21 protein-coding genes and 1 pseudogene are annotated in these 25,708 nt (G+C 67.0%); 12 read left to right on the top strand and 10 right to left on the bottom strand.

Annotation, left to right across the window (positions count from 1 at the left end):
- Positions 1-38 precede the first annotated feature (38 nt).
- Positions 39-656, bottom strand: coding sequence for a CDP-alcohol phosphatidyltransferase family protein (locus tag F7R02_RS07035; protein WP_078588873.1), 618 nt, complete (start codon positions 654-656; stop codon positions 39-41).
- A 73-nt stretch (positions 657-729) separates the two neighbouring features.
- Between F7R02_RS07035 and purH the strand changes: the two genes are divergently transcribed.
- From purH to yccS, 5 genes and pseudogenes are all read left to right on the top strand, one after another.
- Positions 730-2,313 (top strand): bifunctional phosphoribosylaminoimidazolecarboxamide formyltransferase/IMP cyclohydrolase, encoded by a 1,584-nt coding sequence (purH, locus tag F7R02_RS07030; RefSeq protein WP_078588874.1) that lies wholly within the window; start codon positions 730-732, stop codon positions 2,311-2,313.
- A 24-nt stretch (positions 2,314-2,337) separates the two neighbouring features.
- Positions 2,338-3,183, top strand: coding sequence for a hypothetical protein (locus F7R02_RS07025; protein WP_078588875.1), 846 nt, complete (start codon positions 2,338-2,340; stop codon positions 3,181-3,183).
- Positions 3,184-3,216: 33 nt separating this feature from the next.
- Positions 3,217-4,512 (top strand): phosphoribosylamine--glycine ligase, encoded by a 1,296-nt coding sequence (gene purD / locus F7R02_RS07020; RefSeq protein ID WP_078518424.1) that lies wholly within the window; start codon positions 3,217-3,219, stop codon positions 4,510-4,512.
- Between the two features lie 592 nt (positions 4,513-5,104).
- Positions 5,105-5,314: pseudogene (locus F7R02_RS07015) on the top strand (hypothetical protein).
- 66 nt (positions 5,315-5,380) lie between these two features.
- The gene (gene yccS, locus F7R02_RS07010; RefSeq protein WP_005914173.1) at positions 5,381-7,594 is read left to right on the top strand and encodes a YccS family putative transporter; all 2,214 of its coding nucleotides are present in this window, start codon (positions 5,381-5,383) and stop codon (positions 7,592-7,594) included.
- A 192-nt stretch (positions 7,595-7,786) separates the two neighbouring features.
- Here yccS and F7R02_RS07005 read toward each other — a convergent pair whose 3' ends face one another.
- The gene (locus tag F7R02_RS07005) at positions 7,787-8,977 is read right to left on the bottom strand and encodes an MFS transporter (RefSeq protein WP_005927904.1); all 1,191 of its coding nucleotides are present in this window, start codon (positions 8,975-8,977) and stop codon (positions 7,787-7,789) included.
- 96 nt (positions 8,978-9,073) lie between these two features.
- Here F7R02_RS07005 and F7R02_RS07000 point away from each other — a divergent pair, with 96 nt between their 5' ends.
- The 4 genes from F7R02_RS07000 (at position 9,074) to F7R02_RS06985 (ending at position 13,200) form a co-directional block, all read left to right on the top strand.
- The gene (locus F7R02_RS07000; protein ID WP_005914176.1) at positions 9,074-9,976 is read left to right on the top strand and encodes a LysR family transcriptional regulator; all 903 of its coding nucleotides are present in this window, start codon (positions 9,074-9,076) and stop codon (positions 9,974-9,976) included.
- A gap of 68 nt (positions 9,977-10,044) precedes the next feature.
- Entirely contained in the window at positions 10,045-11,967 is a 1,923-nt protein-coding gene (locus F7R02_RS06995) for an MFS transporter (protein ID WP_078591236.1), read from the top strand.
- A 478-nt stretch (positions 11,968-12,445) separates the two neighbouring features.
- Positions 12,446-12,790 (top strand): CD225/dispanin family protein, encoded by a 345-nt coding sequence (locus tag F7R02_RS06990; protein WP_005920117.1) that lies wholly within the window; start codon positions 12,446-12,448, stop codon positions 12,788-12,790.
- The gene (locus F7R02_RS06985; RefSeq protein ID WP_078591237.1) at positions 12,790-13,200 is read left to right on the top strand and encodes a DUF2752 domain-containing protein; all 411 of its coding nucleotides are present in this window, start codon (positions 12,790-12,792) and stop codon (positions 13,198-13,200) included. The genes F7R02_RS06990 and F7R02_RS06985 overlap by 1 nt, the downstream gene beginning before the upstream one ends.
- 79 nt (positions 13,201-13,279) lie before the next feature.
- On the opposite strand, the gene F7R02_RS06980 is transcribed toward F7R02_RS06985, so the two are convergent.
- The 6 genes from F7R02_RS06980 to F7R02_RS06950 all read right to left on the bottom strand — a co-directional run bounded on the left by F7R02_RS06980 (position 13,280) and on the right by F7R02_RS06950 (position 19,204).
- Positions 13,280-14,170: a cobalamin biosynthesis protein gene (locus F7R02_RS06980; RefSeq protein WP_078567979.1), complete on the bottom strand. Its 891-nt coding sequence runs from the start codon at positions 14,168-14,170 to the stop codon at positions 13,280-13,282.
- Positions 14,171-14,243: 73 nt separating this feature from the next.
- Positions 14,244-15,134, bottom strand: a complete 891-nt coding sequence (gene nudC, locus F7R02_RS06975; protein ID WP_005914180.1) for an NAD(+) diphosphatase — start codon at positions 15,132-15,134, stop codon at positions 14,244-14,246.
- 307 nt (positions 15,135-15,441) lie between these two features.
- A complete protein-coding gene (locus F7R02_RS06970) occupies positions 15,442-16,704 on the bottom strand; it encodes a lipase family protein (protein WP_078591238.1) in 1,263 nt (420 codons plus the stop codon).
- Between the two features lie 839 nt (positions 16,705-17,543).
- Positions 17,544-17,930, bottom strand: a complete 387-nt coding sequence (gene erpA, locus F7R02_RS06960) for an iron-sulfur cluster insertion protein ErpA (protein ID WP_002808218.1) — start codon at positions 17,928-17,930, stop codon at positions 17,544-17,546.
- Between the two features lie 83 nt (positions 17,931-18,013).
- Complete coding sequence (locus tag F7R02_RS06955) at positions 18,014-18,463, bottom strand: bactofilin family protein (RefSeq protein WP_016849919.1); 450 nt, start codon at positions 18,461-18,463, stop codon at positions 18,014-18,016.
- Positions 18,464-18,466: 3 nt separating this feature from the next.
- On the bottom strand, positions 18,467-19,204 hold the full coding sequence (locus F7R02_RS06950) for a DUF6776 family protein (protein ID WP_005914188.1): 738 nt from the start codon (positions 19,202-19,204) through the stop codon (positions 18,467-18,469).
- Between the two features lie 140 nt (positions 19,205-19,344).
- Between F7R02_RS06950 and F7R02_RS06945 the strand changes: the two genes are divergently transcribed.
- The 3 genes from F7R02_RS06945 to F7R02_RS06935 are packed head-to-tail and all read left to right on the top strand — an operon-like array spanning position 19,345 to position 24,296.
- Entirely contained in the window at positions 19,345-19,971 is a 627-nt protein-coding gene (locus F7R02_RS06945; protein WP_029827935.1) for a DUF4126 domain-containing protein, read from the top strand.
- Positions 19,972-20,009: 38 nt separating this feature from the next.
- Positions 20,010-21,986, top strand: a complete 1,977-nt coding sequence (locus F7R02_RS06940; RefSeq protein WP_005914191.1) for an EAL domain-containing protein — start codon at positions 20,010-20,012, stop codon at positions 21,984-21,986.
- Between the two features lie 39 nt (positions 21,987-22,025).
- The gene (locus F7R02_RS06935; RefSeq protein ID WP_139371103.1) at positions 22,026-24,296 is read left to right on the top strand and encodes an ATP-binding protein; all 2,271 of its coding nucleotides are present in this window, start codon (positions 22,026-22,028) and stop codon (positions 24,294-24,296) included.
- A gap of 337 nt (positions 24,297-24,633) precedes the next feature.
- Here F7R02_RS06935 and bfr read toward each other — a convergent pair whose 3' ends face one another.
- Both bfr and F7R02_RS06925 read right to left on the bottom strand, forming a co-directional pair.
- Complete coding sequence (gene bfr, locus F7R02_RS06930; RefSeq protein WP_003483093.1) at positions 24,634-25,104, bottom strand: bacterioferritin; 471 nt, start codon at positions 25,102-25,104, stop codon at positions 24,634-24,636.
- Positions 25,105-25,426: 322 nt separating this feature from the next.
- Complete coding sequence (locus F7R02_RS06925) at positions 25,427-25,636, bottom strand: (2Fe-2S)-binding protein (RefSeq protein ID WP_003483089.1); 210 nt, start codon at positions 25,634-25,636, stop codon at positions 25,427-25,429.
- Positions 25,637-25,708 lie beyond the last annotated feature (72 nt).

The following is a 25,708-nucleotide window of genomic DNA, read 5'->3' as shown; positions in this document are numbered from 1 at the left end:
AGCAGCGCGGCCAGCGGCGTTGCTGCGGCGATGTATCGCTAGGTGCCTGCGGGCGCCTCGGCCAGGCCGGCGCGCACCCGCCGCCACACCGTGGCCATGCAGGCCAGACTCAAGGCGATGGCGACCCAGGTGACGCCGCGCGCACCGAGCAACCCGCAGGCCAGGCCCACGCCCAGCACGCCGATCACCAAGGCGCGGTCGCTCTTGCCCATCGGCCCGTCGTAACGGCGGCTGGCGCCGACCATCAGGCCGAGCACGCCGGCGTATTCGGTCAGCGCGGCCAGCAGCGCGAAGATCCATAGCCAGGGTGCGCTCACACCGGGCACGCCAAGCAGGCTCAAGTACAACGCCGCATCGGCCACCACATCGCACAGTTCGTTGAGGTAGGCGCCCAGCCGCGATTGCTGGCCGAACTCGCGCGCCAGCATGCCGTCCACCGCGTTGAGCGCCATGCGCACCAGCATCCACACCGGCAGCAGCAGATACAGCAGCGGCCGGCTGGGGCCGCCGCGCAACACCACCGCCACCACCATGAGCGACACCGCCGCTGCGATCAGCGTGACCTGATTGGCGGTAATGCCACCGCGATACAGCGCGCCCACCATCGGTCGCAGCAGCGCCTGGAAGCGTCCCTTCAATGCATAGATCGAGGCCATACGGAGTGTTGAGTCCATTCGAGCGCTGGCGCAGCCTACAATATCGGCTGCTCCGCAACGACATCCCCCACCGATGGCCTCTGATTTCCTGCCCGTGCGCCGGGCCCTGCTCTCCGTTTCCGACAAGACCGGCCTGATCGACCTGGCCCGCGCGCTGGTGGCGCGCAACGTCGAGCTGCTGTCCACCGGCGGCACCGCCAAGGCGATCCGCGAAGCCGGCCTGCCGGTGAAGGACGTCGCCGAGCTGACCGGTTTTCCGGAAATGATGGATGGCCGCGTCAAGACGCTGCACCCGCTGGTGCACGGCGGCCTGCTCGGACGCGCCGGTGTCGACGAAGCGGTGATGGCCGAGCACGGCATCGTGCCGATCGACCTGCTGGTGCTGAACCTGTATCCGTTCGAGTCGGTCACCGTGAAAGCCGATTGCACGCTGGCCGATGCGGTGGAAAACATCGACATCGGCGGCCCGGCGATGTTGCGCAGCGCGGCCAAGAATTTCGCGCGCGTGGCCGTGGCCACCGACCCGGCGCAGTACGCCGACCTGCTGGTCGAACTGGAGGCCAACGACGGCCAGCTGTCGGCGGCCAAGCGCTTTGCGCTGTCGGTGGCTGCGTTCAATCGCGTGGCGCAGTACGACGCGGCGATCAGCAACTATCTCTCGGCAGTGGCCGACAGCGCCGAGGCAGTGCCCACGCGCAGCCCGTTCCCGGCGCAGATCAATTCCAACTTCGTCAAGGTGATGGACCTGCGTTACGGCGAGAACCCGCACCAGTCCGGCGCGTTCTACCGCGACCTGTATCCGGTGCCGGGCACGCTGGCCACCTTCCAGCAGTTGCAGGGCAAGGAACTGAGCTACAACAACCTGGCCGATGCCGATGCGGCGTGGGAATGCGTGCGCCAGTTCGACGCGCCGGCCTGTGTGATCGTCAAGCACGCCAACCCCTGCGGCGTGGCGGTGGGCGCGGGCTGCGGCGATGCCTATGAGCTGGCCTATGCCACCGACCCCACCAGCGCGTTCGGCGGCATCCTGGCGTTCAACAAGACCCTTGACGCAGCGACGGCAAAAGCCATCCTCGATCGCCAGTTCGTCGAAGTGCTGATCGCGCCCGACTACGAGGCCGGCGCGCTGGAATACGCCACCAAGAAGGCCAACGTGCGCGTGCTCAAGATTCCGCACGGCAATGGCCTCAACAACTACGACACCAAGCGGATCGGCTCGGGCCTGTTGATGCAATCGGCCGACAACCGCGGCATGTCGCTGGGCGAGTTGAGCGTGGTCACCCAGCGTGCGCCCCACGAGGCGGAACTGGGCGACCTGCTGTTTGCCTGGCGCGTGGCCAAGTACGTCAAATCCAACGCGATCGTCTATGCCAAGGACAACCGCACCATTGGCGTGGGTGCCGGGCAGATGAGCCGCGTGGTCAGCGCCAAGATCGCTGCCCTCAAGGCCGAAGAAGCCAAGCTCACCGTGGCCGGTTCGGTGATGGCATCGGATGCGTTCTTCCCGTTCCGCGACGGCATCGATGCTGCGGCTGCGGCCGGCATCAAGGCAGTGATCCAGCCCGGCGGTTCGATGCGCGACGGCGAGGTGATCGCCGCCGCCGACGAACACGGCATCGCGATGGTGTTCACCGGCGTGCGCCACTTCCGGCATTGATGTCACCGGCACAGGGATAGGTCGATGCAGCGTTTGCGTTGTTTTGCCGCGTGTCTTGCGACCGTCGTGCTGTTGGGCGCGTGCAAGCAAGCGCCTGCGCCCGCTGCGGCGCCGGGTGCCGCGGCACCTGCCGCGCCCAGCGATGGCCCCCGTCTGAGCCGCACCGAGCGGCTGGATGGGTTCTTGCGCACGCGCTACGGCGCCAAGGCCGGCCTGGCCGCGCAGTGGAGCGGCGAAGCCGACGGCTTCAAGGCCGACAGCGAAGTCTGTGCCGAACAGCCGGTGGTGGTGGGCGATCAGGTACAGCAACTGCTGGCGGTCTGCCACAGCCTCAGCGATGCCGGCCACGGCAACCCGGGCCTGATCGATTTCTTCGTGCTGCGCGGCGATGGCGACGGGTTCAAGGTCGTGGTCGAACGGCTCGCCGACGGCTACGGCAGCGGCGGTCAGCCCGGCAGCGTGGACGTCCTGCGCCTGGGCAGCGATTTCTACGGCTTTGCCGTGCACAGTTTCTGGATGGGCCAGGGCCTGATGCTGGAATCGCAGGATCTGGTCGTGCCCGGCCCCAAGGGCTTGGTCAATGCCGGCTCGCTGCGGGCGCATATCGACAACAGCGGCGCACTGGCCTGCGACGACTACGCGCGCGAGCCGGACCAGACCCAGGCGCAATGTCTTGCCGACGCCTTCGACGTGGATTTCGCGCTGGAGGTGGACAACAGCGCGCCGCAGGCGCGCACCTGGCCGCTGCGCATCCACGAGCACGGCAGCGATTGCGGGGTTGCCCTGGACAAGACGCACGTCTTCGCGCTCGACACCAAGACCTGGACCTACCCGTTTCCCAACGCACTGCAGCGCGAAGGCTGCAGATAGCGCCCCCTTTCCCCGTACTAGCGAGCAACTGCCTTGAAAATCCTCGTCATCGGCTCCGGCGGCCGTGAACATGCCCTGGCCTGGAAGATCGCGCAGTCCGCGCGCGTGAGCGAAGTGCTGGTGGCACCGGGCAATGCCGGCACCGCCACCGAAGCCAAATGCCGCAACGTCGCGATCAAGGTCGACGACCTGGATGGCCTGCTCGCCCTGGCGCAGCGCGAAGCCGTCGCGCTCACCGTGGTCGGCCCGGAAGTGCCGCTGGTGCTGGGCGTGGTCGACCGCTTCCATGCCGCCGGCCTGCGCATCTTCGGCCCCACCGCCAAGGCCGCGCAGCTGGAAGGCAGCAAGGCCTTCGCCAAGGATTTCCTCGCCCGCCACGGCATTCCCACCGCGTATTACGCCGTGCACACCGAAGTGGACGCCGCGCTGGCCTACGTGCGCGAGAAAGGCGCGCCCATCGTGGTCAAGGCCGACGGCCTGGCTGCCGGCAAGGGCGTGATCGTGGCACTGACCCTGGCCGAGGCCGAAGATGCGGTGCGCGACATGCTCTCTGGCAATGCGTTCGGCGATGCCGGCGCACGCGTGGTCATCGAGGAATTCCTCGATGGGGAAGAGGCCAGCTTCATCTCGATGGTCGATGGTAAACACGCCTTGCCGATGGCCACCAGCCAGGACCACAAGCGTGTCGGCGACGGCGACACCGGCCCCAATACCGGCGGCATGGGCGCCTACTCACCTGCGCCGGTGGTCACGTCCGAGGTGCATGCGCGGGTCATGCGCGAGGTGGTCGAGCCGACCGTGCAGGGCATGATCGCCGATGGCGTGCCGTTCACCGGTTTTCTGTATGCCGGGCTGATGATCGACGCGCATGGCGCGCCGAAGGTGATCGAATTCAACGTGCGCTTCGGCGACCCGGAAACCCAGCCGGTGATGCTGCGCCTGCAGTCGGATCTGGTCGATCTGCTCGAGGCGGCCATCGACGGCAAGCTCGACGGCGCGCATGCGCAGTGGGATCCGCGCCCGTCTCTTGGCGTGGTCATCGCCGCCAGGCCTTACCCGGACACCCCGGTCACCGGTGAGGTCATCACCGGGCTGGACGCGGTGCCGGCCAGCGCCAAGGTCTTCCATGCCGGTACCGCGTTGAATGCCGCTGGCGAAGTGGTCAGCGCCGGTGGCCGCGTGCTGTGCGTCGCCGCCCTGGGCGACAGCGTGCAGGACGCCCAGCGCACCGCCTATGCCGGCCTCAAGCCGATCCACTGGGGCAGCGCCTTCCAGCGCAGCGACATCGGCTGGCGGGCCATCGCCCGCGAGCGGCAGGCGCAGGGCTGAGCCGCGTCCTTCCCCCGCCGTCGGGGAAGGTGCCCGAAGGGCGGATGGGGGCAAGTTCGGACATCCACTGATATCGGCCGAACAGAGCAACGGCGCGCTGGTACTCGACGACGCAGCGACATCGGCTGGCGGGCCATCGCCCGCGAGCGGCAGGCGCAGGGCTAAGCCGCGTCCTTCCCCGCCGGCGGGGGAAGGTGCCCGAAGGGCGGATGGGGGCAAGTTCGGACATCCACTGTTATCGGCCGAACAGAGCAACGGCGCGCTGGTACTCGACGACGCAGCGACATCGGCTGCCGGGCCATCGCCCGCGAGCGGCAGGCGCAGGGCTGAGCCGCGTCCTTCCCCCGCCGGCGGGGGAAGGTGCCCGAAGGGCGGATGGGGGCAAGTTCGGACATCCACTGTATCGGCCGAACGGAGCAACAGCGCGCTGGTACTCGACGACGCAGCGACATCGGCTGCCGGGCCATCGCCCGCAAGCGGCAGGCGCAGGGCTGAGCCGCGTCCTTCCCCCGCCGGCGGGGGAAGGTGCCCGAAGGGCGGATGGGGGCAAGTTCGGACATCCACCGTATCGGCCGAACAGAGCAACAGCGCGCTGGTACTCGACGACAAGGCGCTGTTCAAGCGCGCAGCCGCAGGTTGGGCGCGATAGACAGCCGTGCAGCTGGGCGGACGCGCAGTTCGCATGGCTGCGCGCAGGCGCGTGCAGCGGGGCTGCGGGCTGCGGGCTGCGGGCTGCGGGCTGCGGCGCAATCGTGCACTCCGCTCCAGTCCGCGCACATGCCGGCTACTGACAAAGAACTAGCCGCCGTCCACCCCGATGGCGCATGGCTGCGGCAATAATGCCCGGGCTCCCTGCCTTGTAGAGACTGTGGCCACTCCCTCCTTCGAAACCCGCCTCAGCCGTTTGTGGGCCCATGAAAAGGCCAGCTATGGCCTGCGTGTGTTCATCGCGCTGGCGGTGGCGATGGGCGTGTGCTGGCACTGGCAACAGCTCACTGCGGTGCCGGCGCTGTTTCTGGGCGCCATTGCCAGCGCCATTGCCGAAACCGACGACAACTGGCTGGGCCGCATCAAATCGGTGCTGCTCTCGCTGCTGTGTTTCGCCGCTGCCGCAGCCGCAGTGGTGGTGCTGTTTCCGTACCCGCTGCCGTTCGTGCTGGGCATGGCGTTGGCCACGTTCTCGTTGACCCTGCTCGGTGCGCTGGGCGAGCGCTATGCCTCGATCGCGCAGGCCACGGTGGCCTTGTCGATCTACGCCATGATCGGCATGGACCAGCATGGCAGCCGCGATCCGCTGATCGCCTGGCACGGCGCGGCGCTGCTGCTGATCGGCGCCACCTGGTACGGCGTGCTGTCGATCCTGTGGACCATCCTGTTCGCCAATCGCCCGGTGCGCGAGCGGCTGTCGCGGCTGTTTTTCGAATTGGGCCGCTACCTCAAGCTCAAGGCCGATCTGTTCGAACCGGTGCGCCAGAGCGACCTGCATGCACGCCGGCTGGCCTTGGCCGAACAGAACGCCAAGGTGGTCGGCGCGCTCAATGCGGCCAAGACCGCCATCATGAGCCGCTTCGGCCGCTCGGGGCGGCCGGGCGTGCAATCGGGCCTGTATTTCCGCCTGTATTACATGGCGCAGGACTTCCATGAGCGCGCCAGTTCCTCGCACTATCCCTACGAGGCGCTCACCGACGCGTTCTTCCACAGCGATGTGCTGTATCGCTGCCAGCGCCTGCTCGCCCTGCAAGGCAAGGCGTGCGCGGCGTTGGGCGAGGCGATTCGCCTGCGCCATCCGTTCGATTACGGCGACAGCAGCCGCCTGGCCACCGAAGACCTGCGCCAATCGCTGGATTATCTGCACGCGCGCGCCGACCCCGCACTGGCCCGCCTGCTCGGCGCGCTGGAACTGCTGGTGACCAACCTGCAGAGCATCGAACGCAGGTTGTCGGAAGCGGCGCAATCCGATTCCACCAGCGACAACCTCGACACCCGGCTGCGCGATTCCTCGCCGCACACCTTGCGCGAAATGGGCGCGCGGCTGGTGCAGCAACTCACGCCCGGCTCGGTGCTGTTCCGCCACGGCCTGCGCATGGCCATCGCGCTGCTGGTGGGCTACGCCATCATGCAATCCATCCATGCCGACAACGGGTACTGGATCCTGCTCACCACCGCATTCGTGTGCCGGCCCAACTACGGCGCCACGCGCCTGCGGCTGGTGCAGCGCATTGCCGGCACCTTGATCGGCCTGGTCGCCACCTGGGCGCTGATGCAGCTGTTCCCCGGCACCGAGGTGCAACTGCTGCTGGCGCTGGCCGGCGCGCTGGTGTTCTTCATCACCCGCACCGATCGCTACATGCTGGCCACCGCCGGCATCACGGTGATGGCGCTGTTCTGCTTCAACCTGCTGGGCGATGGTTTCGTGCTGATCTGGCCGCGCCTGATCGACACCCTGATCGGTTGCGCGATTGCTGCGGCCGCCTCGTTCCTGATCCTGCCGGACTGGCAGGGCCGCCGGCTGAACCAGGTAATGGCCACGGTGCTGGCCAGCTGCGCGCGTTATCTGGCCCAGGTGCTGGAGCAGTACGCCAGCGGCAAGCGCGACGACCTGCCCTACCGCATTGCGCGCCGCGACATGCACAACGCCGATGCCGCGTTGTCGGTGGCGTTATCCAACATGCTGCGCGAACCCGGCCGCTATCGGCGCAATCTGGATGCGGGCTTTCGCTTCCTGGCGCTGTCCAACACCTTGCTCGGCTATCTGTCGGCACTGGGCGCGCACCGCGCCGCGCTGGAGGGCGAACACGATGCCACCATCGCGCAGGCTGGTGAGTATCTGCAGCGCGCACTGAGCGAGATCGCCAGCGCACTTGGCCAACGCCAACCGCTGCCGACGCACGACGAAAGCGAAGAATTGGCCATCGCAGAAGCGCTGGAACACCATCCGGTGCAACTACCGCCCAAGCAACGCCTGGTGCGCGACCAACTGGCATTGACGCTGCGCCTGCTGCCCAAACTGCGCGCTGCAGCACTGGCGGTGACCACGGCGCCGGCAGAGAACGCGCCGCGTCTGGCGACGACCAAGGCCTAGAGCGTGTGATGCACTTTGACAGGACGCTTCGCACTCACCTCAAAGTACACAACACGCTCTAGCCGCCAGTGATCGACAGGCGTGGGCGCCGCGGCCCATGCAGCCTCGATGCGGTAAGCGATGTCGAACACGGCGATGCCGCGCAATCGCCACTTTCATGCGTTCGCTGCGTCCTCGCCCCACCGGCCGCGCTCACTTCCACTGCTTGCGCGCCACGCTCAGCCCCACCCAGCCCAGCGCCGCCGCAGCAAGCACCGCGCCACCGATCACCACACCCATCCAGCCGGCCTGCGCATATGCCGCCGTGCCCAGGGTCGAGCCCACTGCACCGCCGATGAAATAGCAGGTGATGTAGGCCGAGGTGATGCGATTGCGCGCCGCCGGGTTGCGCTGATAGATCACGCTCTGGTTGGCGATATGCACGCCCTGCACCGCGATATCCAGCAGCAGCACGCCGACGATCAGCAGCACGATCGACTGCGGCGCAAACGCCAGCAAGCCCCACGACAGCAGCAACATCGCCAGCCCGCCCCAGCTCACGCGGTCGCCATGGCCGTGATCGGACCAGTGCCCGGAGCGATTGGCGGCCAGTGCACCGGCCGCACCGATCAGGCCGAACAAGCCGATCACCGCCGTGCCGTAGCCATAACTCGGCCCGGACAACAAAAACGCCAGCGTGGTCCAGAACATGCTGAAGCCGGCAAAGATCAGCCCGCCCAGCACCGCGCGCGAACGCAGCACCGCATCGTCGCGCAGCAGCGTCAGCACCGAGCCCACCAACCGCGGGTATGCCAGCTGCGCATTGCCGGGATGGCGCGGCAGCCCGCGCCACAACAGCCCGGCGGTGAGCAGCAACGCGACCGAGGCGATCCAGTACACCGTATGCCAGCCGCCGACACCGGCGAGCACGCCGGCCGCGGTGCGCGCCAGCAAGATTCCCAGCAGCAACCCGCTCATCACCGTGCCGATCACCCGGCCACGCTCGTGGGGCGCAGCCAGCGTGGCGGCGAACGGCACCAGGATCTGCGCCGCCACCGAGCTGGCTCCGGTCACGATGGTGCCGGCCAGCAACATCGCAAAACTGTGCGAACTGGCGCTCACCAGCAGCCCAAGCGCGCTCAGTACGAACAGGCCCACGATCAGGCCGCGCCGCTCCAGCCGGTCGCCCAGCGGCACCAGCAACAGCAACCCCGCCGCGTACGCCAACTGCGCCGCGGTGACCACCGCACCGGCACTGCGCACCTGGATGCCGAATGCCTGCGCCAGCGTTTCCAGTAGCGGCTGGGCGTAGTAATTGCTCGCCACCGCCAACCCGGTGGCGGCGGCCATCAGCAGCACCAGGCGACGGGGCAAGGGCGGGTGGGAGGTGGGCTCGGTCTGCATGGCGGCTGTCTGGTCAGGAATGCGCACAGTGTGGGCAGCCGGCACGCATCTTTCCAATGTATTGTTTTCACCATCGCCATCTTTTTTCGAGATTGCATGCTGACCTTGCGCCAACTGGAATTTGCCGTGGCCGTGGCCGAAGAAGGCGGTTTCACCGCCGCTGCGCGCCGCTGCAACACCGTGCAGTCGGCGCTCAGCCACCAGGTCGCCAAGATCGAAGAGACCTTCGGTGCACGCCTGTTCGAACGCGGCACCCGCCGGGTGCGGCCCACCGCCGCCGGCGAGGTGTTCCTGCACAACGCCCGCCAGACCCTGCGCGCTGCCGAGCGCCTGCACGAGGAAATGGCGCAGGCCCTGGGCACCGTGCGCGGGCGGTTGGCGTTGGGGCAGATTTCCTCGCTCACCACCGTGCAACTACCGGCCTTGCTGCATCAGTTCCGCAGCGCGCATGCGCGGGTGGACGTGCATCTGCGCACTGCCATGAGCGAGGCGTTGCTGCACGATCTGGGCGAAGGCCGGCTGGATGTCGCCCTGGTCGGTGTCGGCCCGCAGCTTGCGGTGCCGGCGCAGCGCCTGCTGCTGCATGAAGAGGCGCTGGCCTTGATCGTGGCCCCCGGCCACCGCCTTGCCGCGCGCAAGCGGGTGGCGCTGGCCGAGCTGGACGACGAACCGATGGCCGGGCTGGTTCCCGGCGCCGGCGTGCGCGGCATCATCGATGCCGCCTTCGCCCAGTCCGGCCTGCGGCAGCGCCAGCAGTACGAAGTCACCCATGCCGATCTGGTGCGCGAACTGGTCGCTGCCAACCTGGGCGTAGGCATCGTCCCGCAGACCATGGCCGGCGCCATGCGCGGCGTGATCACGGTGGCCTTGAAGGAGCGCTACCGCTTTCTGACCTATGCGGTGTGGCGGCCCGACCCCAGCCCGGCCGCACGCGCCTTCGTGGCCTTGCTGCGCGCCCAACTCGCGCAACGCAGGCCACCGGCACAGAGAAGCCGCTGAGCGCAACCGCCATCCACCAGCACGCCATGGAAGCCTGCTAGGCTGCGCGCGTTCGCAAAGGAAACTGCATGTCCGGTCACAGCCAGTTCGCCCTGCTCAGGCAGCGCCGCTTCTTGCCGTTCTTCGCTGTCCAGGCGCTGGGCGCGTTCAACGACAACGTCTATCGGCAGGCCATCATCGGCCTGCTGTTCTATCTCGGCATCGATGCCGCCCAGCGCACGCTGTATACGAACCTGGCGCCGGCACTGTTCATCCTGCCGTACTTCCTGTTCTCCGCGCTGGCCGGGCAGATCGCCGAGAAGCTGGAAAAGCAGAAGCTCATCGTGATCACCACCACGATGGAGATTGCGATCATGTCGCTGGCCGCGGTGGGCTTCATCACCGAGAACATGGTGATCCTGCTGATTGCGCTGTTCTGCACCGGCCTGCAGTCCACGCTGTTCGGGCCAGTGAAATATTCGATCCTGCCCTCGGTGCTGAAGCCGGAAGAGCTCACCGGCGGTAACGGCCTGGTCGAAATGGGCACCTCGATTTCGATCCTGTGCGGCATGATCTTCGGCGGGCTGATCTTCCAGATCGCCGGCAGTCATGGGCCGGAGGCTGCCGCCACCGCGGTGATTGCGATTGCGGTGACCGGCAACCTGGTGGCGCGGCTGGTACCGCGCGTGGATGCCGGCGCGCCCGAGCTGAAGATCAACTGGAACCCCATTCCCGAATCGCGCGCCATCATGCGCCTGACCCGACGCACGTTGGCGGTGCGCAACGCGGTGCTGGGCGTGTCGTGGTTCTGGTTCATCGGCACCGTGCTGACCGCGCAGTTGCCCACCTATGCCCAACTCAACCTGGGCGTACAGCAGGATCTGTACGTATTCGCGCTTGCGCTGTTTTCGATCGGCACCGGCGCAGGCTCGCTGCTGTGCGAACGGCTGTCCGGCCGCACCGTGGAAATCGGCCTGGTGCCGCTGGGCGCGTTCGGCATCAGCGCCTTCCTGCTGGACCTGTACTTCGCCCGGCCTGGCGCAGCGCCGGTCACCGGCCTGTCGATCGGCCAGTTCGTGCAGCAGCCCGGCAGTGTGCGGCTGATCATCGATCTGGTCGGCATCGGCCTGTTCACCGGCCTGTTCGTGGTGCCGTTGTTTGCGCTGATCCAGAGCCGCACACCCAAGGCCGAGCTGTCGCGCGTGATCGCCGGGCTCAATATCCAGAACGCGTTGTTCATCGTGGCCGCGGCGGTGATCGGCATCGCGCTGCAGTTGCCGCACGTGGTGCTGTTCGGGGTACGGATTCCGCTGCCGGGCTTGAGCATTCCGCAAGTGTTCCTGGCACTGGCAATCGCCAACACGCTGGTGGCGCTGTGGATCTTCACCCTGGTGCCCGAGTTCCTGATGCGCTTTCTCAGCTGGGTGCTGGTGAGCGTGTTGTACCGCCTGCGCGCGCGCGCTATCGACACGCATGTGCCCGACGAGGGCGCCGCCCTGCTGGTGTGCAACCATGTCAGCTACATGGACGCGCTGATCCTGTCGGCGGTGATTCCGCGCCCGGTGCGCTTTGTCATGTACTACAAGATCTTCCGCATCCCGGTGATGCGCTGGATCTTCCGCACCGCCAAGGCCATCCCGATCGCCGGCGCGCGCGAAGACCCCGCATTGATGCAACAGGCCTTCGACCGCATCGATGCCGCATTGGCCGATGGCGAGCTGGTGTGCATCTTCCCCGAGGGCGCATTGACCAAGGATGGCCACATCGCACCCTTCAAGTCCGGCGTGGAAAAGATTCTGCAGCGCCGCAACGTGCCGGTCGTTCCGATGGCGCTGCGCGGCATGTGGTCGAGCATGTGGAGCCGGCGCGACACGCGCCTGGGCCGCATGCGGGTGCCGCGGCGGATGCGCGCGCAGATCGACGTGGTGGCAGGGGCAGCGGTCGCCGGCGATCAGGCCAGTGCCGCGCTGCTCGAACAACAAGTGCGCACGCTGCGGCAGGATCAGCCCTGAGCCCGGCGGATGCAGGCTTTGCGTCCATGGCGCGCCGCGAGTAGCCTGTGCGCCATTGCACGCTTTGCCGTCGCAGCCGCCAGGCGGACGCGGCCGGCCGTACCGGGGGACGTCGTTGTGCTCAACATCATCGCGCCTGAGGCGTCTGCCCTGATCGGCGGGTGTCGCGCATTGCAGCGGCTGGCTGTGCCGGCAGCGATGGGCATGCCGCTGCGTTCGCTCGCGGCGCAGGCGTGGAGCGCCAGGTCCGCTGGCGCGAGCAGATATCCGGCACCGCGCAGCGCCACTCGCCGCTACCGACACGCCGCTCGCCGCTCGCCGCTCGCCGCTCGCCGCTCGCCGCTCGCGCCAAACCTCGCATGAGGGCCATCCGGCCATCGTCAGCGCACACGGGCGCATCACCGCCGCGCATGGCGCCCGATAATCGACCCCACTCACCCATCAGTTCGCTGTTGTTTACCACCCAAGGAGCTTCACCATGAGTGCCATGCCACCGCCGATCCATCCCTCGTCCAGCGCCGCGCCCGGCCCGGTGCCGAATCACCTGATCTGGGCGATCGTTTCCACCGTGCTGGGCTTTTGCCTGTGCTGCCCGGCCCTGATCTCCGGCATCGTGGCGATCGTGTTTTCCAGCAAGGTCAACGGCCTGCTCAACCAGGGCGACATCGACGGCGCACGCCGCGCCTCCAACACCGCCAAGACCTGGTGCATCGTGACCAGCGTGCTGGCCGCGATCGGCCTGCTGATCAACATCGGCATGGTGGCCACCGGCGGCATGCAGGGCTACATGGACTACATGCAGCAGTTGCAGCACATGCAGTAATGGAACTGCGTCCACGCCATTGGCTTGGACTGGGGGCGGCCACCAGCGTGGCCGCCCTTGGCGTGTCGTTGCTGTATCGCTTCGATCCGAATGCGAGCAACAGCCCGTTCCCGCCTTGCGTCTTTCGGGCCGTCACCGGCTGCTACTGCCCCGGCTGCGGCATGACCCGCGCACTGTATGCGCTGGCGCACTTCGACCTGCCCGGTGCCTTCGCGATGAATCCGGCCGCCGTGCTCGGCCTGTTCATCCTGCCCGGCCTGATCGCCTGGAAAGCCGGCTGGCGCGCGCGCTGGTTCTCCCCGGTGGTGGCCGTGATGTCCGAACCGAAGTTCTGGTTGTGGGCCTTGCCGACGTACTGGATCGCAAGAAACCTGCCGTGGTACCCGTTTACCTTGCTGGCGCCGGGTTAGACCGCGAACAATCGCGAGGGGCCGACGTTTCCATAGGGCCCGGCGCTACACATCTTCTCGCCCGACATCACGCGCGGCGCTACCGCACCCAGCCCGCAATCACCAACAACGCCAGCACCACCAACCATAGCAGCAGCACGCGCCAGACCAGGCTCATCGCGTCGCGTACTTCCGGCAGGCGGCGCCAGACCGGCACCAGGCCCGAATCGGTGTAGTCGTGCGCTTCATCGCGCAGCTCGGCGCTGACGCTGGCACGTGCAACGGCGCCGAGAAAATGCGGTTCCAGCGACCAGCGGTTGCCATGCGCCTGCCGCCAGGCGCGGAACACGGTGTCGAAGTTACCCACCAGCGCCATCGACATCGTCATCAACTGCGCCACCGGCCATTCCAGCACCGCCAGCAGCCAGCGCGCGCCAGCCAGATTGCGGGGCGGCAGCAACACGGCCAGCGGGCTTTCCACCGCCAGGGCAGTGAGCCGATACAGCACCGCGCCGAACGGCCCCAGCAGCAGAAACCACCACAGCACCGCAAACCAACGTCGCAGGCCGTTGACCACCACCGCTTCCACCAGCGACGGCGCGTCTTCGTGCACGCTGCCGCCGGCGGCCTGCAGGTGCGAAATCGCTTCGCGCCGCGTGCGCGGCTCGTCGGCGTCGATGACCGCTTCCACATCGCGATCCAGATCGCGCGGACCCCAGGTCCAGGCCAGCACCGCCACGCCGAACAGCAAGCCCAGAAAACCGTGCCAGACATCGTCCAGCAGCCACTGCACCAGCAACACCAGCAGCGCCGGTAGCACGGCCAGCAGTACGCCATAGCGCCCTTGCCACGCACCGCGCCCGGCCGCGTAACTGTCCAACCGGCGCAGCCATTGGCCGAACCAGGCGAAATTGCGCAGCCTGGCCACCTGCGCCGGTACCAGATGGCCCAGCGTGAGCGCGACGACGACGGCAACCAGGGTGGTGAACATGGGCAGGCCTCCTCAGCCGAGTCTAGCCGAGCGGACGCGAGCGCCGCTGCAACACCGCAAAAGCCGGCCAGGCTCAGCCATGCGCACGATGCCAGTGCTCGATCAACGCACGCGCAATGGAAATGCGCGGCGGCAACCCGATATCGCCCTCGCCGGCCAGCGCGGCGCTGACCTGCGCATGGCTGACCCAGCGCGCGTCTTCCAGCTCACCGGTGACCTGCGGCACCTCGGTCGCAGCGGCGCGCGCGGTGAACCCCAGCATCAGCGCCCCCGGGAACGGCCACGGCTGCGCGCCCAGGTAGCGGCAGTCCTGCACATGCACGCGGGTTTCTTCGTACACCTCGCGCACTACGGTCTGCTCCAGCGACTCGCCCGGTTCGACGAACCCGGCAATCACCGAATAACGTCCTGGCGCCCAACTGGCCTGACGGCCGAGCAGCAAACGCGCGCCATCGCTGACCGCCACGATGATGGCCGGGTCCACGCGTGGGTAATGCTCGGTCTGGCATTGCGTGCAGTGCGCGATGAAGCCGGCGCGCCGGAACGCGATCGCACCGCCGCACACGCCGCAAAAGCGCGTGCGCGATTGCCAGTGCAACATCGCCCGTGCATAGGCGAAGGCGGTGGCGATCTCGGCAGGCCAGTCGGCAGCGGCCTGGCGCAGATCGATCCGCTGCGGCGCCTGCACCGCGACAATGTCGGCCGGCACACAAAACCAGCCCACCGCATCGCGCAGACCCAGGAAGATCGCAGCCTCCGGCCCGTCGCCCAGTTCGGCGCCATCCAGCAACAACGGCTGGCCATCGGCATCGGCCAGCGCCGCGCCTTTAGCGTCGATCAACAGCACACGGCCCTGCGGCCACAGACGCGCCAGGGCGTCGGGATCGTCACGCAACATATCGCAGCGATCGAGCGGCGCGTGGGTGAAGGCAAAACCGGAAGATGAAAAAAGGGACTCTGACATCGGCGCAAGCCTGCCGATAATCGGCAGCGCCTGCAACCATCGTACGCACTCGACCGAGCGCGCCTGCGGTGCGTGTTCAGACGCGGACGCCGCTCGCGCTGGCCACTGGCGTGGGATGCGGTTCACGCCAAGTGGCACGCGGCCCTATCACTGGACAGCGCGCGGGTGCGGCCCTGTCAGGACACGCACGTGAGCCAGTGGTCATGGCAGTGCATTGCAATGGCTGCAGTGAAGCGCCATGCAGGTGCGGGCTTCGAGACGCCCGCACCTGCAAACCCTTCGGCAGCGTCGAGCAACGACCGCGGCGTCAGCGCTGCTTGTCCAACAGCTGATGCCGCACTGCCACGATGCACGGCTCGTTCGTCAACAGATGGGCGAGGGCCGAGTTGTCGCTGGAGTTGCCGGTGCCGATATCCACCAACGCCACCTTGTTGCTGCCACGCCGCTTGAAGCTGGCGATGGCGGTCTGCGCGTTCTTGAGCGGAACGGTGGCATCGTTGGACGAACCGCACAGCAAGGTCGGGGTTTGCGGCGCCCACGCCAGCAGATCGTTGCGCGCCAGATCCTGGCGGAACGGGTTGGCGGGGTTGCTGGCAAAGTCGCGGTAGAAGCCAGGCTGGAAATACGCCTTGATTTGATCGATGCCTGGCAAGGTGTCGCCGAGAAACAGATCGGTCAGGCTTTGCTTGCCCGGGAACAAGGGCTCCACTTTGGCAGTCCACGGCTCCTGAAACACCTGTCCGGGCTCCAGATAGATGTTCTTGTAGGTGTGCTGCATCGCGACGATGGCATAGCTGCCCAGAATGATGCCGAAGCTGCTTTCGCCTACCGCATTGCTGCCGCTCCAGCTGTCCAAAAATGTCTGCTGCAGCGCGTAAGGCCCGGAGATCGGCGCACTGGCCACCAGATGGAATTCCTTGGACAGATGCGTCTCTATCTCGCGCTGGGTAGCCATCGCCGTGTGGCCGCCCTGCGAATAACCCGACAGCATCACCTTGCCGGACAGCGGCGTGTTCAAGCGCTGCAACACATTGCGCGCCGCACGCATCGCATCAATGGTCGCACTCGCCTCGGTCGCGCTGTGCAAATAAGGGTGATAACCGTAGTTGGACTTCCCGAGCCCCAGATAATCACTGCTGACCACGACATACCCCTGGCTGGCCAAGCGCGTGACCAGTGGGTCGTTGCCCTTGGCATCGCGGATGTCCTTGGCCTGCTCCTCAGTGCGAACCGTTTCGGTCGGACGTCCCCAGCCTAGCAACGGATACGGCCCTACGCACCGCTCGCCATCCGGAACCAGCAGCACGCCAGATGCGGTTGCAGGTTCGCCTTCGACACCGACGGTTGCATAGGTGAATTCGGCGACACGGACATTGCATTTGGGCTGCTCGGCCTGCGGCTCGGAGGCCAGCATCGCGCCGATCGCATCACGGGTGTAGCTGGTCAGGAAATTGCTGGTAAGCAAGGTGCCGCGCGCGGGCGCGGCCTGCGCGCCGGGTGCAAGCACTGCGCTGGCGATGCCCAACATGGCCGCCAGGCCAAACGCCGAACGGGAGTTGATCTGCAACATGAAGTGATGCTCTCTTGGGGAAGGACGGAAGACGCGCAGCAATCACCCAACGCCAGATCGGTCTCGGTGCGATCGAGGTGCGGAAGAAGCGTGAGTGGTCACTGCGCAACGGCTTGGAATCGACACATGGCACGCACGCAGTATGGTCATCTGGATCCATGCACCATCGCGCACGCACGAAGCTGGCGCGCGCGCCGCGAAACCTGCAGCGCAGAAAGCGTCGTGGCGCGTCACGCGCGCGTGCAGGTCGCCGGCCTTGCGGGCGCAACCCAAGCAATCAGATGCGTGCCTGGCCATCGACAGCCAGCAACGCGCTGCATTCCTGTCGTCGCGCTGCAAATCGCTGCAACGCCGCGCGCGGTACAGGCTCTTTCAACGCGGCGCGTGGATCGCTGTTCACGTGTCACTACGTGGCGCGCAGCGCTGTCACCTTACTGAAGGATTGCCGCAGAATTGCTCAGCGTGGAAGCACTCACACGCCTGCCTGACCAGTCGCCGCCATTCGCGCACTGCGCTGCTCGCGTTGGCAGCCTCATCGTGATGGCGGTCGGCAGTCGCCCGACGAGCTGCAGCGGCGAAGCAAGCGATGCGCCTTCCTCATCACAGCGCGCACCGCGAGGTAAGCCAGGCATACGAGCCAGTCCCGCCACCCGCAATGCGCCCACCTCATCGCCAGCTGGTCAACATCGAGCGAGACCAGCGCGCCACTCAGCCGCGATCGATCTCACGTTCGGCAGTCACCCTGTCACCAACGCAGATGCACTGCAGAAGCACGCGCTACGCGCCGCAATCCGCGTTCACCCAGATGCGTCGCACAATCCGCATCTACCCAGATGCAATCAGACGCTGAAGCTGCTCCCGCACCCGCAGGTGGTTTTTGCGTTCGGATTGCGGATCACGAACTGCGCGCCGGTCAGGCTTTCGGTGTAATCCACCTCGGCGCCCATCAGGTATTGCAGGCTCAGCGGATCCACCAGCAGCGTGACGCCATCGGTGGCCACGGCCAGGTCGTCCTCGGCACGGTTCTCGTCGAACTCGAAGCCGTACTGGAAGCCGGAACACCCTCCGCCCTGGATGTACACGCGCAATGCCAGGTCGGCATTGCCTTCTTCCTGGATCAGCTCTCGCACCTTGGCGGCAGCGGCCACGGAAAAGTTCAGTGGCCGGTCGATGGACTGGTAGTCCGGCGCCGGGGCGGCAGTAGGAAGCGAAACGAGCGTACTCATGGCGCCAGCATGGGGGCCAGAGGGCCCCACTTCAAGCCATGCCGCCTTATCGGCTGCCGCGGCATTCACTGCGCATGCCGCGCTCAGGCGTCGGCGGTTTCGGCCTGCAACGCCGTGACCGGTTCGGCACGGCTGGGTTCCGGCGCCGGCAGCGCCGCGGTTGCGCCGGCCGTGGCGGCATGGATCAGCCGCCCGGTAAGCTGGGCGCCCGCGCTCATTTCCACCACCTGGTAGTGCACGTTGCCCTGCACGCGCGCATTGGCGGCCAGTTCGACCCGCTCGGCCGCATGCACATCGCCGGTCAGCTGGCCGTTGATGATCACCACCGGCGCACGCACTTCGCCTTCGATGCTGCCCTGCTCGGCCACCGTCAGGGTGGCGCTGGCGCCGTCTTCGGCAATCACCTTGCCCAGGATGCGGCCTTCCACATACAGCCCGCCGCTGAACGTCAGGTCGCCGCGGATGACCACCTGCGGCCCGATCAAGGTATCGACCACGGTCTGCGCACCACGGTTGGACTTGTTTCCGAACATGAGCTATTCCCCCGCGCCATTGCCGGCGACTTTCCAATCGAATGTCTGACTGACCGGCGCCCCATCGCCGCTCAGGGAGATTTTGACACGTTGCGGGGTGAAATCCTTCGGCAGGATCACGCTACCGTCCAGCTGCTGGAAATACCGGAACGAGTACGGTTGCCCGGCGGCGTCGGGCTTCTGGTGCAACTCGTTCCAGCTCACCGTCACCAGCTTGCCGGCGCGCACGCCTTCCACCGCAAAGCGCAGCTGGCCCTGGCTGATTGCGCCGCGGTTGAGGTTCTGGGTCAGCACCACGCTGTAGTTCCAGGTGCCGCCGGCTTCGGCGGTGAATTGCACCGAATGCGCGTTGAGCCCCTTGCGCTGTGCGGTGGAGCCCACCAGCCGCTCGTAGAAGGCCACATCGGCGCGCAGCGCGGCGATCTGCTCGTCGCGCTCGGCCAGCGAGGCCTGCACTTCGGTGTTGGCCGCGCGGCTGATCTTGTCGGACATCGCCAGATTGACCTGGCGCTGCTGCAACTGCTCGATCTGCCGACGTTGCTGGACCTGGCTGCGTTGCGCCTGCTGCAGCGCTGCCTCGGCCTTCACCAGCCGCGGGGCAGCCGTGCGCGTGGCCATCCACCACATCCCGCCCAGCGAAGCCAGCCATACGATGGCAACCAGCAGCCACCACCAGCGGCCACCGGAACGGCCATGCCCGGAGGCACGTTGGACGATCTGCACGCGTGCGGCTGGTCTCATGGGCATCGGGTCCGGACGGGCCGGCGCAATCATGGGCGGCGTAGTGTGCCAGAGCCCAGACGATCGTCGCGCTGGCGCTGGATCGGCGGTTATTCCAAAGTTCTGCGATAGTTCTGCAATTGTTTGCAGGGAACCACGCCATGAGCGAAGCGCATCTGTTCGTGATCGGCATCCTGCTGGCCTGGCTGGCCGGCATCCGGGTCTATCTCACCGTGTTCGGCGTCGGCCTGGCCGGCCTGCTGGGCTGGATCGATTTGCCGCCGGCGCTGCATCCGGCGCAGTCGTGGTGGGTCCTGGGCACCTCCGGCGCGCTGGCAGTGGCCGAATTCTTCGCCGACAAGATTCCGGGCGTGGATTCGGGCTGGGACCTGCTGCAGACGCTGGCCCGCGTGCCAGCCGGCGCCTTCCTGGCCGCGGCGACGCTCTCGCCCGATGGCGACCTGGGCGCGGGCGCCCTGGCGGCCGGTGCCGGCGTGGCGCTGACCAGCCACACGCTCAAGGCCGGCACCCGCGCATTGCTCAACACCTCGCCCGAACCGGCCAGCAACTGGATCGCCTCGCTGGCCGAAGACACCATCGCCACCACCGCCTTGGCACTGGCACTGGCGCACCCCTGGCTGGCACTGGGTCTTGCGGTGGGCTCCAGCCTGATGGCGGGGCTGGTGGTGTGGTGGGTCTGGCGATTGCTGTGGCGGGGCATGCGTCGGCTGGTTGCGCCGATACGCCCTGCCGCCACGCCGACTGCACGCAGCTCCCCGCTACCGTGAAGTTCATCGCATAATCACAGCGACTGTAGGGAGTATCGATGGCCGCCCGAGATCCGGTTTCTTCCACCACACGTGACGACACCGCCACGCGTAATCGTCCACTTCGCGCCGAGACCCCGCCGGCCGACCACTGGCGTCGCTGGGCCGATGAGGTTGCGTCGCCGGCCGACACCGCTGTGCCGGTGAGCGCGGCGATCATTCCTGCGCCTGCCACTGCAGCGGCGGCCAGCCCGGCCGCGGCCGTGGCGACGCCGCGCGCGGTGGCGGCCAGCAGCAGCGCACGTGTTGCCGCAGCACCGGCGCCCACGGCGTCACCCACATCGGCAGCGCCCGCCGCGCCGCACGATGGCGAGGACAATGTCGCCGCCGATGCGCCGTACCGCGTCCTCATCGTCGAAGACGACCGCTCGCAGGCCTTGTTCGCGCAGAGCGTGCTGCACGGCGCCGGGATGCATGCGCAGGTCGAGATGACCGCCGCCAGCGTGCCGCAGGCGATCCAGGACTATCACCCGGATCTGATCCTGATGGATCTGCACATGCCCGAGCTGGACGGCATCCGCCTGACCACGCTGATCCGCCAGCAGCCCGGTCAGCAGTTGCTGCCGATCGTGTTCCTGACCGGCGACCCGGACCCGGAGCGCCAGTTCGAAGTGCTCGACAGCGGCGCCGACGACTTCCTCACCAAGCCGATCCGCCCGCGCCACCTGATCGCTGCGGTGTCCAACCGCATCCGCCGCGCACGCCAACAGGCGCTGCAGCAAGCCGGCGAACAGGTCAGCGTGCGCAGCAATCCGGAAACCGGCCTGCCCACCCGCGGCCACGTGATGGACCTGCTCGCCGACGCGCTGGAGCGCAAGCAGTCCGGCGGCCTGTTCTTCATCGAGATCGCCAGCGCGCTCGGCCTGCGCGAGCGTTACGGCTATGCCGCCTACGAGCGCCTGATGACCCAGGCCGGGCACCGCCTGGCCAGCGCCGCCCAGCCCTACCCGCTGGCGCGCCTGAACGACAACAGCTTCCTGCTGCTGGCCGTCGACATGCCCGAAGCCAGCCTGGAACAGCAGGCGCTGGAGATCCGCCAGCGGCTGTCCGCCAACGCCTTCCCGGTGCGCGAAGAAGAATCCGTGCATGTGCGCTGCGCCATCGGCGTCGCACCGCTGGGCCTGGGCTTCGACGACACCGGCAGCGCGCTGGAAGCGGTCGAACGCACCGCGCTGCAGGCACGCCTGCGCAGCGACGGCGTGCAGACCTATCTGGCGCCCAGCCAGGCCGAACAGCAGGAACAACTGCGGCTGGTCGAAGGTCAACTGGAACTGGCCTATCAGCCGATCGTGGCCGTGGCCGGCGGCGACACCGCGCAGTACCAGGTGCTGCTGCGGCTGCGCCAGGCCGATGGCACCTTGCTCTCGGCAGGCCAGGTCATTCCTGCCGCAGAAGCCGCCGGGCGCATCGCCGATCTGGACCAGCAGGTCATGGACCACGCGCTGGGCCTGCTGCACCTGTACCAGCACGCCAGCCCGCCGCTGCGCCTGTTCGTCTCGCAATCGCCGCGCACGCTCGCCCGCGATGCCTTCGCCGACTGGCTGCTCAAGGCGCTGGTCGAGCGTGGCGTGGCCGGCCAGTCGCTGATCGTGGATCTGCGCCTGGACGATGCATTGATCCATGCCGTCACCGTGCAGCAGTTCTGCGCCAAGTTGATGCCGGCCGGCGTGCAGTTCTGCCTCAGCCAGTTCGAACCCGGCGATGAAGCCAACGCACTGCTGGCCCAGTTGCCGCTGAGCTTCGTACGCATGGCCAACCGCTTCGCCGATGCGCACGGCAACGCGGCGGTGCGCGACGAACTGCGCGGCGTGATCGACATCGCCCACCAGCGCGGTTTGCTGATCATCGGCCAACGCATCGAAGATCCGCAGGCAGCCGCTGCAATGTGGATGAGCGGCGTGGATTTCATCCAGGGCAACCTGGTGCAGACCGTCGGCAAGGAACTGGACTTCGACTTCACAAGCGCGGTGCTCTGAGTGAGAGAGCGGGCAGCAGGTCTTCGCGCCTGGAGCATCTTGGCAGTGCTGGCCGCGCTGGCAACCGCACTCGGCGCAGGCCTGCAGTGGTCTTCGCTGCAAGGCCCCTGGCGCGCCGTCAGCGCGGTGTCGGCAGCGCTGGCGGTGGTCTGCGGGCTGTGTGCCGCGTTTGCCGCTCACCGTGTCGCTCATGCGCAGCACGCGTTGGCGCAGCGCCTTGAAGAAGCCGACCTGGCCCGCGAACGCTTGCAGCAGGAACTGCGGCGCCACGGCGAACTCGAACAGGAACTGTTGCGCGCCAAGCAGGCCGCCGAGGCCGCTACTCTGGCCAAGGGCGAATTCCTGGCCACCATGAGCCACGAGATCCGCACCCCGCTCAACGGCATCATTCCGATGCTGGAGCTGATCTCCAGCGGCCAGCTCAGCCTTGATCAGCGCGACATGCTGCAGACCGCCACCGGCAGCTCGCTGCAACTGCTGCGCATCGTCGACGACATCCTCGATTACTCCAAGCTCGAGGCCAACAAGCTCGAACTGGAAATCACCACCTTCAATCTGCGCGAACTGCTCGACGGCGTCATCCAGTTGCTGCAGCGCACCGCCGAAGGCCGCCAGCTGCGCCTGAGCCTGGATATCGAACCGTCGGTACGGCTGCTGGTGCGCGGCGACCCGATCCGCCTGCGCCAGGTGCTGGGCAATCTGATCGGCAACGCCATCAAGTTCACCGAACGCGGCAGCGTCGACATCCAGCTGCGCCGCCTGGGCGAAACGCGCGCCCAGCATCTGCTGCGCTTCCAGGTGCGCGACACCGGGATCGGCATCGCCCCGGACCAGCAGGCACGCCTGTTCCGCTCCTTCGCACAAGCCGACGCCTCCACCACGCGGCTGTACGGCGGCACCGGCTTGGGCCTGGCGATCTGCAAACGCATCATCGACCTGATGGGCGGCCGCATCGGAGTGGAATCCGAACCCGGGCGCGGCTCCACGTTCTGGTTCGAAATCCCGCTGCTCAAGGTCATCGGCGACCTCCAGCAGGCCACCGGCGCCGACGCCGCACGGGTGATGGTGATCAGCTCCGATGCGCGCCTGTCGCAACGCCTCAAGCGCCTGCTCGACAGCTGGGGCGTGTCGCACGTGCTCATGGAAACCACCCAGGAAGCGCTCGAACGCGTGCGCCGGCACAGCGACGGCGAAGGCTTCCGCTGCGTCATCGCCGACCACGACACGCTGCGCTACAGCGCGCGCGCAGTGCACCGCGCGCTCGCGCGCCCGGAAAATGCCAGCAGCGCGCGGCTGATCTGGCTGTACGGCGAAGAACCGGTACCGGCCGAACTGCAGGATCACGCCACCCTGGTGCCACGCCTGAGCCCGGACGAAACCCTGCGCGCCCTGGTACTGCCGCCCGAACCCAAGCCCGCCCACGCCACCACGCTGGCCTCGGCGATGATCCCCGAGCCGTTGCCGCCGCCGATGGCCAACGCCCGCGAGGTGCGCATCCTGCTGGTCGAAGACAACCCGGTGAACTTGCTGGTCGCGCAGAAGCTGCTGGCGGTGCTTGGCTTCGAGGCCGACACCGCCACCGACGGCGAAGCCGCACTGGCCCGTATGGAATCCACCCGCTACGACATGGTCTTCATGGATTGCCAGATGCCCGTGCTGGATGGCTATGCCGCCACTCGCCGCTGGCGCGCCATGGAAACAGAAAGCGGCGGCCGCCCAGTGCCGATCGTGGCCATGACCGCCAACGCCATGGCCGGCGACCGCGAACGCTGCCTGGCCGCCGGCATGGACGACTATCTGTCCAAGCCGGTCGCACGCGAACAGCTGGACGCCTGCCTGCAACGCTGGCTGCCGCGTCAGGCGCTGCTGCCCGGCCCAAGCCCTGCCGGGCAGGCCACCCATGACCCCGAAAGCGCCAGCGCCGCCGCGCAGGCACGCGCACTACCGATCCTGGACAACAGCGTCATCGACGAGCTGTACGAGGTGGCGGGCGCGGACACAATCGCCATCCTACAGCTGTTCCTGGAAGACGCACCGCTCATCATCGAACAACTGGAAGCGGCCGCCACCAACCGCGACAGCATGCAGCTGCGCGATCTGTCCCATACGCTGAAGTCCTCCAGCGCCAACGTCGGCGCGCAGGCCGTGTCCAACGCGGCACGGCGGATCGAACTGGCCGCCCGCACCGGCACCATCGAACGCCCCTCGGTCATGGTCGCCCTGGTCATCGCCGAATACGCCCGCGCCCGCCTCGCCCTGCTGGGCCAGGTTGCACGCCTGCAAGCCGACGCCAGCACGACAAATCAGTAATCGCATCAGTGCTGTCGAAGCGGTGGCAGACGCCTGGGACCGTCACCTGCATCCGTTAACGCGAGGCTCACATCGCTCTGATGTCCAACGCCTTCTCACCCGAAAGGACGCTCGAGCCTCCCTGCTCCCGGAAGGACACCAAAGCCCCTCTCCTGCGGGAGAGGGGTTGGGGTGAGGGTACGGGCGAAGCCACGCGCTCTCACCGGCAAGAGAATCTGTAGAAGCAGATCATCAGCAAACAATCATCAGCAAACAATCGCCGAAAACACCGACCAGCAGAAGTGCCGCGCACCCGCAAATTCAGCGCCAGATAAAGACAACCCCGACCAGACGCGCGTCAGTCGTCCAGCTTGGTCAGCAGGTAATTCGGCTCGCCGATACGTGCCACCAGGTCCAGTTGGGTTTCCAGCCAGTCGATGTGCTCTTCTTCGGACTCCAGGATGTCCACCAGCAACTGGCGGCTCACGTAGTCCTTGACGGTCTCTGCATACGCCACCGCCTCGCGCAGCACGACAACCGCCTCGCGCTCCAGGGTCAGATCGCAGCGGAACATCTCGGTCGGGTTCTCGCCGATGCGCAGCTTGCCCAAGGCCTGGAAATTGGGCAGCCCTTCGAGAAACAGAATGCGGTCGGACAGCTTGTCCGCATGCTTCATCTCGTCGATGGATTCCTTGTACTCATGCTCGGCCAGTTCTTTCAGGCCCCAGTTCTTCAGCATCTTGGCATGCAGGAAGTACTGGTTGATCGCAGTGAGTTCGTTGTAGAGCACCTTGTTGAGGTACTCGATGACCTTGGTATCGCCCTTCATGCGATGTCTCCGAGAGAGTGAGCCGGCCGCACTCTAGCGCGTTGGCGCGGCGCATGAAGGAACGCGAATCGTGATCAGTTGGGGGACGCGCTGTGTGTCGCAGGAGCTGCCAGGCGCCTGGCAGCTGCAATGGCGAATCAGGCTGGTACCGGCTGGAGTCTTGTACCGGTCATTACCGAGCAACCACTTCGCTGCAGGTAGCTCCAGCGCTGCAGGGATGCCACGGGCATTCGCGGCGCGGGCCGGAAGATACCTCTGGCATCAGGTACCGCGTGGAAATCTCGAAGGCGTCGTCGGAACCCTCCGCCCCTGACGTCCTGCCTCAGGCAGCGCTAGCCAGCCCCAGGAGCGGCAACGGCAATGCGCGGTTGGCATGTGCCTGGCTCAACAGGTCGCCCGCCATCTCCAGGCACGAGCCGCAATTGGACCCACACCCGGTGCGCATGGTCAGTTCGGCAAGGCTTGCGCAGCCATTCTCGGCCGCTTCGCGGATCTGGTGGTCGGTGACCCCATTACAGATGCAGACGTACACAGTATCGGTCGGGTGTTGGCGATCCGGAAAGGACCGGCACTGATTGCACCGCAAACGAGAATAGGTGTCAAT

Source organism: Xanthomonas cissicola (genome assembly GCF_008801575.1).
Classification (GTDB): Bacteria; Pseudomonadota; Gammaproteobacteria; order Xanthomonadales; family Xanthomonadaceae; genus Xanthomonas; species Xanthomonas cissicola.
This window is presented reverse-complemented; position numbering and strand designations above follow the sequence as displayed.